The following is a 9,233-nucleotide window of genomic DNA, read 5'->3' on the forward strand; positions in this document are numbered from 1 at the left end:
TGGTGTATAAATGCTGTATAAATTTACAGTGCTCAATCCTGCCCATGTCCAGCTACGCTCCAACTGTTGCTACTCCAGACAAGCCCTTTGCTTTTGTCGATGTCGAAACGACCGGCGGGTCGGCTTCGACCGATCGTCTGACCGAGATCGCCATTGTGCGCTATGACGGGCACTCCGTCAGTACCTGGCAAAGCCTGATCAATCCGGAATGCCGTATCCCGGGCTATATAGAAAGCCTGACAGGAATTACCAGCCAGATGGTGGCCAGTGCGCCCACCTTTGCGCAACTGGCAGAACACATTCAGCAACTGCTTGCCGGGCACATTTTTGTCGCCCATAACGCCCGCTTTGATTATGGTTTTATCAAGAATGCCTTTCGGCGGGTAGGGCAGGATTTCAAGGCAAATATGCTTTGTACCGTCAAGCTGTCCCGCCGACTCTATCCGCAGCACCGGCGTCACGGGCTCGATTACCTGATTCAGCGGCATGGCCTGACCATGCAGGACAGGCACCGCGCCTACGATGATGCTTATGCATTGCTGCAGTTCTGGGAATGTGTCTGCCGGGAGCACGAGCGGAAAATCGTTGATGACATTGTGCAGGGCCTGGTAGCCCGGCCATCGCTGCCGGCGCATATTGATCCGGCCGTGATCGACGCTTTGCCCAATAGTTTTGGCGTCTATGTGTTTTATGGCGAGAACGAGCTGCCGATATATATTGGCAAAAGCAATCGTTTGCGCCAGCGAGTACTATCGCATTTTGCCAGCGATCATACGGCGCCCAAGGAAATGAAAATTTCCATGCAGATTCGACGTATCGAGCATATTCGCTGTGCCGGCGAAGTGGATGCGCTGCTGACCGAGTCGCGCTTGATCAAGGAATGCATGCCCACCTTGAATCGCCAGTTGCGCAGACAAAAGGATGTTTTTACCTGGCAACTGATCGAGAAGTCCCCCGGCCTGTGGGTTCCCGTTCTTTTGGGCGGAACTGACATTGCGATCGGGCATGGCTTGCATCTGTACGGTCTGTTTTCATCTGCGCGGGATGCGAAAGAGGCGCTACTGGCTATCATCAAAAGCGAAAAACTATGCAAGGCAACGCTTGGTCTGGAGAAGGTACACAGCGCCAGCCCGTGTTTTGCGCGGCAATTGAAGTCTTGTGCCGGCGCCTGCGTCGGGCAAGAGTCGCCTATTGCCCATTCGGCCCGACTGATGACCGCCTTGTCGGCGTTAAGGCTGCGGGACTGGCCATTCGAGGGCGCTGCGCTGCTGCGAGAAGGAAATCTGGTGCATGTCATTCATCAGTGGTGCTATTTGGGAACGGCCCGGGACGAAACTGAATTGCAGACACTGATGGACTGTGGCAAAGGTGATTTTTCCCGGGATACCTATCGGATATTGGTCAAGCATCGGGACAAACTGCTGGATGCCAGGGCAGTCAGCCTGGCCCTGGAGTAACGCAGACACGTGCATGGTTGGTCGAGGCTCTGCATTTGGGCTGGGGCGGGCATGCGCGGATGTCACATGTTTTCTGGTGTGTTGAACGCTCAGGGGCAACTGGCTCAGGGTGCCGCCGACAGATGGTCATCTGCAATGCCCGTTGCTATTATTTTTACTATTGCTATCGCAACTGCCATTTGGCATGCGATGTTGCCACGGCAATACGCGCCTGCTTACAAATACACGGCCTAACAGATAAGCGATCGCAGCACGGGTAGCATCCTTTTGACGACTGGCGGGCAAAGCGCCGTATAATTTTGCGAGTTGGCGCAATGGTGCGTAGGTGTCTACAGGATAAACGTATACATCGGACAGTCTGGCCAGAGACTGTAAATCGGGTTGTCTGCGGCAGGAGCAGGAAATGGAAATTTGGGTGGATGCGGACGCGTGCCCGGTTGTGATCAAAAACATTCTGTTCAGAGCCGCTGTGCGCTGGCAGGTGAAAACGACGCTGGTGGCCAATCAGATGCTCAATGTGCCCCCGTCTGTTTATATTCAGTCACGTCAGGTACCGCGGGGTTTCGATGTTGCCGATGCCTATATCAGCCAGCACGCCAGCGCTGGCGACCTGGTGATCACTGCAGATATCCCGCTGGCTGCCGAAGTGCTGGAAAAGGGGGTTCAGGCATTGAATCCTCGTGGGGAGCTGTATTCAAAGGAAACCATCCGCGAGCGGCTGACCATGCGCGACATGATGGAAGAGTTGCGCAGTGCCGGCATTGAAACCGGCGGCCCCAGGTCTTTTGATCAGGCAGACACGCGTGCGTTTGCCGGCCAGCTTGACAAATTGCTGGCGCGTTACGCCAAAGCGTGATTGACCTGCGGCGCGGCATTCCCGGTCAGCAGGTACTGAATGGTGTCGTACACGCTGCGAATCTGCTGGCCAAACGGCAACGGATCCTTGCCCCGGAAAAACAGACCCTTGCGCACATCGCCGTTGAACGCGTCGGTCAGGCGCTGGTCGATGCAGAATTGACCGATTTTTGAAATGCCGTCGCGCAGTCCACATACCTGCAGGCAGTTCATGCTTTGTACACAGCGGCGCGGATCGGCCTTGGCAGATGCCTGGAGTTTTTGCTCGTTGCGCAGGTATTTCTGTAGATAGGGCGTTATCACCGCCCGTGCCGGGAGTCCGGCGACGGACATGAATTCGACAATATCTTCGTCTCTGGCGCCAGCCAGTATCTGCTTGAAATTGTCATGCGCGTCGCCCTCGCGGGTGACGGCGAACGCGGTGCCGATCTGTACGGCGGCCGCCCCCCATTGCCGCAGTGCGGTACTGATCTTGCGCACATTAGCCATTCCACCGGCCAGAATGAGCGGGATCTTTTCGCCCTCCAGCCCCAGTTGCCGAAACACCTGCACGGTTTCTTCCAGCACTCGGGCAAAAGAGAAGCGGCCACTGCCCAGATCGTCAATAGTCGTTGCGCCCAAATGGCCGCCGGCGTGATTTGGGTGCTCGATCACAATGGCATCGGGCAGGCGGTTTTTCTTCATCCAGCGCTTGAGCACAATCTGTATGCCGCGCGATTCGGACAGAATTGGAATGAGCGCGACGTCGGGATGCTCGCGGGTCAGGTCCGGCAATTCCAGCGGCAGCCCGGCTCCCATGACAATCGCTTGCGCTCCGGACTCGCAGGCCTGCTGTACAAGGGCGGCGTAGTCGCTTACTGCCTTCATCACGTTGACGGCGATCATGCCCTGGCCGTTGGCGTGTTTTAAGGCCTTTTTGACCTCCCGGTCCAGGGCGATCCGGTTGAGCCTGTCATAGTGTTCCTGGCTGGCCAGTGCCCTGGATTGCTCCAGCAGATCCGGATGCAGGTGCCGCAGGTCGATGCTGGCGATGGTTCCCACGGCATTTTCACGCGCGACGGCCGCGGACAAGCTGCTGGCGGAAATACCGACGCCCATGCCGCCTTGCACCATCGGCAACAATGTATGATTTTTGATTCGTAGGGGCGAGAAGGAATGCATGCGGGTGTCCTGGTTGGATTGAGCACAAAGCTGCGTAGCCGGTTCCCGTGGTATTGACTGATGAGACGCGGCGCTTGTGAATATCTCATTGTGCGGGTTCTGGTCTGTTGTGCAGTTGACAAAAATCAATATCAATTGAATTAGACAGCAGGCCACAGGACAACCATGATTCGCTGAATTGGCAGCGTCAGCGTACGCTACCCGGGTGTACGCTGCTGTCTTGAAAAATATTGAAAATACGACCTTTTGCAATGATTGTTGCGGCGGCGCAAGCGGCGCGGCGCGCTCCCGGAGGCGCAAATAACCCGTTTCTGAAACCGACCGAAATTGGTCGGAGTCTGAATAGAAACCCTGCGAAATGCCAGTCATATTTGGTAATAGCAATCGCGCGTGCAGGCTATTACTATCGAATCGTGTTTTTCATACACATGGTTTCGGCACCAAAATGGTATGCCGTCAAGAAAGGAGTATGACTATGGTCTCCATCAAAAAACTGCTTGCTATCGTTCTTGCCTGCCTGTCTTTGGGCGCGGCTACGTCTGCACTGGCAAACGAGCGTCCCTACGAGCGTGGGTATAGCAGCCACCCTTATACAATGCAGGTTGACCACCGCCATTACGGCGATCGTCATTATCACAGGCATCATCCACGTTACCGCCATCATGGCTGGCGTAACAAGCCGCGTTATTACAGTGATGATCGCAGGTATGACCGTCGTCATCGCTGGGACCGCCGCTATGATTCACATCGCAGGTATTCTCGTTTTCGCGACGTATGGTAATATTCACGTGCAGTCTTTATTAAGTAAATCGTGAGTACACGCAGTGCCCGATTTCAGTTGAATTAAAGATCAGAATACTCAACCGTAAATGCAGTACGGGCCTGTTGTTTGATTATTAATAACCAACAATGTAGCAGGAGAAGCCCATGTTGCACTATGCCGTCGTATTTTTCATTATTGCCATCATCGCCGCTGTTCTGGGCTTTGGTGGTATTGCGGCCGGGGCCGCGTCCATCGCCAAGATCCTGTTCGTTGTCTTCATTGTACTGGCCATTTTGTCGCTGGTATTCGGCGGCAGATTCAAGTAGGGCGCTCGTGTTTCCCTGAAGCGTTCGTTTGCTTGAGGCGTTCCGCTCAGGCGGTATCCGGCCCGGCGGTCGTGCGCATTTGCCTGAAAAGCAATGCTGCGGCAAGCAGCATGACCGCCCCGGTCATCAGGAACACAGCCGTAAATCCTGCCTGATTGGCAACCAATCCTCCGGCCAGCGGTCCCAGTACCAGGCCGGCATATTGCGTGGACGTTGCATATCCGAGTACGCCACCGGCGGCATCGGCCGGCACATTATGTCGGATCATGGCTGTCAGCGCCGGCATAATGCCGCAAAGCGTCATCCCCATCAGAAAACGCAAGGTGATAAATTGCCAGTCGGTCTGGGCCAGTCCTTGCAGCAGTAACAGAACAGCCGTTGCGATAAAGCTTGCTATCAGCATTTTAAGGTGACCGTGCGTGTCGCCCCAGCGTCCTGCCCTTGAAGAAAACAGCATGCTGCCGAAGGCTGTGGCGGACATGGCAATGCCCGCCAGCAAGGGAATCTGGTCGGTCAGTGTACGCAGCGACGCCAGATAAAGCGTAATGATGGGCTCTACCGACATATTGGCAAACATCAGCAGGGTACCGGCCAGCAGCATCAGCAACACCAGATTGCGCTGCTGGCCCGATTTCCAGAACGAGTAGGGTATTGCGTTTTTGGGCGGCGCCTCGCGTGGCTTGTGGGTTTCGCGGATCATGAATACTGTACAGAAAAACGCGAGCAGAATAATGCCGCCGGCAACAAAAAATGTCAGTCGGATTCCCAGCAACGCCGGCACGATGCCGCCGATCAGAGGGCCCAGCAGGTTGCCGGCCAGCGTGCCCGAGGCCAGCATACCCACGGCCCAACCGGTATGGGCGCGTGGCGTCTGGGTAGCCACCAGAATAGTGGCGCCCGACGCGTAGCCGCCCAGCAGCCCGACCAGCAGTCGCAGCCAGAACAGTTGCCAGACCGTTTGCGCGCAACCGATAAGGGCGATGCCAATGGCCATGCCAAGGCTGGCGCGAATCAGAATGATTTTCCTGCCATAGCGGTCGGCAAACCGGCCCCACACCGGCGCCATCAGCCCGGCCGCCAGGAATGTGATGCTGAAGATCCAACCCGACCAACTGACGACGGCCTCGGGATCGGTGACACCCAGGTTCTGGATATATACCGGTAGTATCGGTAGTATCAGCGTCATCGCCAATATGGTGGTAAAGGAACCAAAAAGGCAGACGTACAGGTTCTGTTTCCAGGCAATCTGCTGGACTTCATTTTCGCTGGCGCTGTGCGGGGTGGTCATAAACGGAACTTCGCTAGGGGAGCAGCTTGTGAATGGTCAGCTGCCAAGACTGTCTAAGTTAAGCGCGATTCGTCGTAAACCGCCGGGCGTTGAGCTGAAAAGTGATACGAAACGCAAGAGTCTCACTTTAAACACAATTGCGATAATGTGGCTGAAAAACCCCTGAAAAATACCTAAATTGATGCTCAATTGGCACTTGCCTTTGCGCCGTTGCCCGACGATGTGTCATATTTTTACGACGGCGCCGGGCGATCCAAATGCAGCGACACAAACGCAATGGCTTTTTCTTGTACAATCGCCTCACGCTGCAATCTCCCCCCAGTTTCTTAAGGCTGCGCCATATTCGGTAAGCGGCTGATTATCAAGGACATACTGCACAGATGAATGTGCCCCAATCGCACCTGTTTCAGGAACGGCTGCTAAAGATGTGCCTGACGACTGCGTTGCTGGTCGCGGTTGCGCTCATGCGGGCGGCATACGCCGCACCTGATCTGGGCGCCGCCATGTCACACACTGACGATGTCGCGTCCGCACCGATCCATACGGGTCCCGGCACACTCGAATCAACCTTGATAGCACCTGCTTCAGGCGCGTTTGACCGGGTGTTGACAACAGCGGTTACTTCGATGTCGCCAGACAGTGGCAGTGCGCGATAACCCATGTCTGCTGCGAGGCGGGCATGACAATAGTTGGTACAATTCGGTTTTTCACTAACCAATACGGCGCTTGGTGCCGCTAAAACACATGACTGAAGTCGTCCAAAGCTGGGCCGATGCCATCGGGTCCGAAAAGGAAAAGCCTTATTTCATATCGCTGCGCGAACGTGTCCACCAGGCCCGGGCAAACGGCAATACGATATACCCATCGGAACAAGACATGTTCAGCGCCTTTCGGCTGACGCCACTGGAGCAGGTCAAAGTCGTCATTCTGGGGCAGGATCCCTATCATGGACCGGATCAGGCACACGGCCTGGCATTTTCGGTCAAACCGTCGGTGCGCATTCCGCCGTCACTCTTGAATATTTACAAGGAACTTAAAACCGATATTCCAGGATTCACCATGCCCAACCACGGTTATCTTGAAAAGTGGGCGCAGCAGGGCGTGCTGCTTCTGAATACAGTGCTCACGGTCCAGGCGGGCATGGCTCATTCACATGCTGCCTGGGGATGGGAAACATTCACAGACCAGGTGATTCGTGCGCTCAACGAAAAAAGGGAACATCTGGTGTTCATGCTATGGGGCAATCACGCCAAAAAGAAAGGCGAGTTCATAGACAAAAGACGCCACCTGGTTCTGACAGGCGTTCATCCTTCTCCGCTATCTGCAAGCCGTGGATTTTTTGGCTGCCGGCATTTTTCAAAAGCCAACGAATATCTCCAAACCCAAGGCCTGGCGCCGATCGATTGGCAGGTTTAAAAAATGGCAGGTCTAAACAAAAATTGATCGAAATGATGAGATTTTATTGACTTGTATCAAAATGTATTTTCATTAATGCTTTCACAATAGCGCTTATTCTCATTGGAAGGATTAAGCCTATGGTCAGAGGTGGTCTATCTGTTTGTGAATTCCTGGCTCGCTTGCCCATGTTCGAAGGTCTGGCGCCGGCCGCAGTCAAGACAATAGCGCAGTCAGTCACGCATCGCTCGTTCCACAAGGGCGCACTCATTCATGACATCATTGAAAAAGGCGCGACCCGCAAAGGGTTTCACGTTGTCGTCAACGGCAGTGTCAAGCTGTTGTTTGTCGCGCCCAATGGTGGCGAAAAAGTCGTACGTACCCTGGGGCCGGGCGATAGCTTCGGAGAAGAGAGCGTCTTTCTGGAGAATATGGAAAGCCTGGTGTCCGCGCAGGCCACCAGCGCTCTGTTTTTACTGCATATTTCAAAGGACAGTATGCTCGCCCTGCTTGAACGCGAGCCGGCATTTGCCATGCGCATGCTCAGCAACATGAGTCGCCGGGTGTATGCTTTGCTCAAGGACATAGAGTCTTATACGCTCAAATCGGCTACCCAGCGCGTAGTGGACTATTTTCTTGAGCATGCACAGCTTCAGGATGGCGGGCAGTTCCGTTTCAACACCAACAAGGCGCTGGTTGCTTCACTGCTAAACATCACACCAGAGCATTTTTCACGTATCATGCGCGACTTGTGTGCGCGTAACCTTATTATGGTAGAAGGCAGGGACGTCTATATTCCTGATCCAGCCCGCCTGCAAACCTACGAAACCCTGGAAAGCGGGTAGCACATTTATATACCCGCACGCCGGTCGTGTTTCATTGCATGCTGGCAGAGCAGGATTCGATGTCCCGTGCTTATCGGGGTTTAAATCATCGTTTAAATTCGAGTTTATCTTGTGAACTGTGCCTGCGCGCCTTCGGGCAGTCCAACTTCAAAAACATTCAGGGTCATTGAGATCAGAGTGTAGTATCCAGCCAGCCCGACCAGGTCCACAACATTGTCCTGGCCCAGCGTGTCGATTGCTTTGTCGTACAGCCACTGGGGTATCTGGCGGGTGGTCACCAGCGTGTGCACAAAATCATGTACAACCTGTTCATCTTCCCGCGCAAAGGGAATGGGCTGACGGTTATGCATCAGTGCGTCAATAGTGTCCTGTGAAACACCCGCTTTGAGCGCGATCGGCTTGTGCGCCCACCATTCAAACTCAGATTGCCACAACACTGCCATCGTCAAAATAGCCAGTTCAGACAGGCGGGTGCAAAGACTCGAGTCATAGCGGCAGTATTGACCCAGCGCCTGAGCATGCTCGGCCAGACCGGGCCGGTTCAGCCAGATAGCCAGCGGCCCGCGTACCTGACCGCGTGGGCCCGCGGCAATAGCAGCATATACCTGCTTTTGATGGTCGTTCATAGTGGCCGGATCCGGCGCTGATAGGCGGGTCATCGTGTTCCTTACTTGATAATGTTGAACATGGTGCGTTTGGTATTTTTGAAGTGCGGGCGTACCCGGCTGCTCCATTCGGTGCCTCGGACTGCAAGCCATTGCGGTGAACCAAAGATGTCTTGTGCCTGCAGCAAATAGAGCGCGTGGTAGCGCGGCGCGCCATCACGATTGTGTAGGCGCATGGCTCTGACGGTGCCTGGTACGGCTGCCAGGCCTGGCATATGCTCTTGTGTATACCAGTCATTGAAGTCGGCTTCGGCAGTGGCGTCAACGTCGGTTTCCACAACGTAATGCCAGGTCGCTGTTTTGTCCCAGGCCTGGCCACGCAGATCCAGCGTGAGCTGCAGCAGGTCTGTGCTCGCATTAGGGTAGTGCTGTGCAATAGCGGCCGCCAGCGTATCGGTCGGCCGAATCGTGCTTGTGGTTTTCGTTGGCTCTTGCGGCGCGGTGTTATCCAGGGCATCGGCAAGATAGATATAAGTCT

At 54.8% G+C, this 9,233-nt stretch carries 11 protein-coding genes; 7 read left to right on the forward strand and 4 right to left on the reverse strand.

The window, feature by feature from the left end; translation table 11 throughout:
• The first annotated feature begins 44 nt into the window (after nucleotides 1-44).
• Together ACTIKR_RS04115 and ACTIKR_RS04120 are read left to right on the forward strand one after the other, a co-directional pair.
• Nucleotides 45-1,457 carry an exonuclease domain-containing protein gene (locus ACTIKR_RS04115; protein WP_442327209.1) on the forward strand — a complete coding sequence of 471 codons (1,413 nt, stop codon included), beginning with the start codon at nucleotides 45-47 and terminating at the stop codon, nucleotides 1,455-1,457.
• Nucleotides 1,458-1,860: 403 nt separating this feature from the next.
• The gene (locus ACTIKR_RS04120; protein WP_193088961.1) at nucleotides 1,861-2,313 is read left to right on the forward strand and encodes a YaiI/YqxD family protein; all 453 of its coding nucleotides are present in this window, start codon (nucleotides 1,861-1,863) and stop codon (nucleotides 2,311-2,313) included.
• Here ACTIKR_RS04120 and ACTIKR_RS04125 read toward each other — a convergent pair.
• Entirely contained in the window at nucleotides 2,298-3,473 is a 1,176-nt protein-coding gene (locus tag ACTIKR_RS04125) for an NAD(P)H-dependent flavin oxidoreductase (RefSeq protein WP_442327210.1), read from the reverse strand. The genes ACTIKR_RS04120 and ACTIKR_RS04125 overlap by 16 nt on opposite strands.
• A 475-nt stretch (nucleotides 3,474-3,948) precedes the next feature.
• On the opposite strand from ACTIKR_RS04125, the gene ACTIKR_RS04130 reads away from it, so the two are divergent.
• Both ACTIKR_RS04130 and ACTIKR_RS04135 read left to right on the forward strand, forming a co-directional pair.
• Entirely contained in the window at nucleotides 3,949-4,254 is a 306-nt protein-coding gene (locus ACTIKR_RS04130; RefSeq protein ID WP_193088963.1) for a hypothetical protein, read from the forward strand.
• A 146-nt stretch (nucleotides 4,255-4,400) separates the two neighbouring features.
• A complete protein-coding gene (locus ACTIKR_RS04135) occupies nucleotides 4,401-4,562 on the forward strand; it encodes a DUF1328 domain-containing protein (protein WP_024006252.1) in 162 nt (53 codons plus the stop codon).
• A gap of 46 nt (nucleotides 4,563-4,608) precedes the next feature.
• On the opposite strand, the gene ACTIKR_RS04140 is transcribed toward ACTIKR_RS04135, so the two are convergent.
• A complete protein-coding gene (locus ACTIKR_RS04140) occupies nucleotides 4,609-5,850 on the reverse strand; it encodes an MFS transporter (RefSeq protein WP_442327211.1) in 1,242 nt (413 codons plus the stop codon).
• A gap of 380 nt (nucleotides 5,851-6,230) precedes the next feature.
• Here ACTIKR_RS04140 and ACTIKR_RS04145 point away from each other — a divergent pair, with 380 nt between their 5' ends.
• From ACTIKR_RS04145 to ACTIKR_RS04155, 3 genes are all read left to right on the forward strand, one after another.
• A complete protein-coding gene (locus ACTIKR_RS04145; RefSeq protein ID WP_442327212.1) occupies nucleotides 6,231-6,506 on the forward strand; it encodes a hypothetical protein in 276 nt (91 codons plus the stop codon).
• A gap of 88 nt (nucleotides 6,507-6,594) precedes the next feature.
• Entirely contained in the window at nucleotides 6,595-7,266 is a 672-nt protein-coding gene (ung, locus tag ACTIKR_RS04150; RefSeq protein WP_442327213.1) for a uracil-DNA glycosylase, read from the forward strand.
• Between the two features lie 119 nt (nucleotides 7,267-7,385).
• On the forward strand, nucleotides 7,386-8,090 hold the full coding sequence (locus ACTIKR_RS04155; protein ID WP_193088967.1) for a Crp/Fnr family transcriptional regulator: 705 nt from the start codon (nucleotides 7,386-7,388) through the stop codon (nucleotides 8,088-8,090).
• Nucleotides 8,091-8,194: 104 nt separating this feature from the next.
• On the opposite strand, the gene ACTIKR_RS04160 is transcribed toward ACTIKR_RS04155, so the two are convergent.
• Nucleotides 8,195-8,749, reverse strand: coding sequence for a carboxymuconolactone decarboxylase family protein (locus ACTIKR_RS04160; RefSeq protein ID WP_442327214.1), 555 nt, complete (start codon nucleotides 8,747-8,749; stop codon nucleotides 8,195-8,197).
• An 8-nt stretch (nucleotides 8,750-8,757) separates the two neighbouring features.
• A partial coding sequence (locus ACTIKR_RS04165) for a hypothetical protein (RefSeq protein WP_442327215.1) occupies nucleotides 8,758-9,233 on the reverse strand: 476 nt, incomplete at its 5' end.

Source organism: Advenella sp. (assembly GCF_052108595.1).
In the GTDB taxonomy this organism is placed as follows: Bacteria; Pseudomonadota; Gammaproteobacteria; order Burkholderiales; family Burkholderiaceae_B; genus Advenella.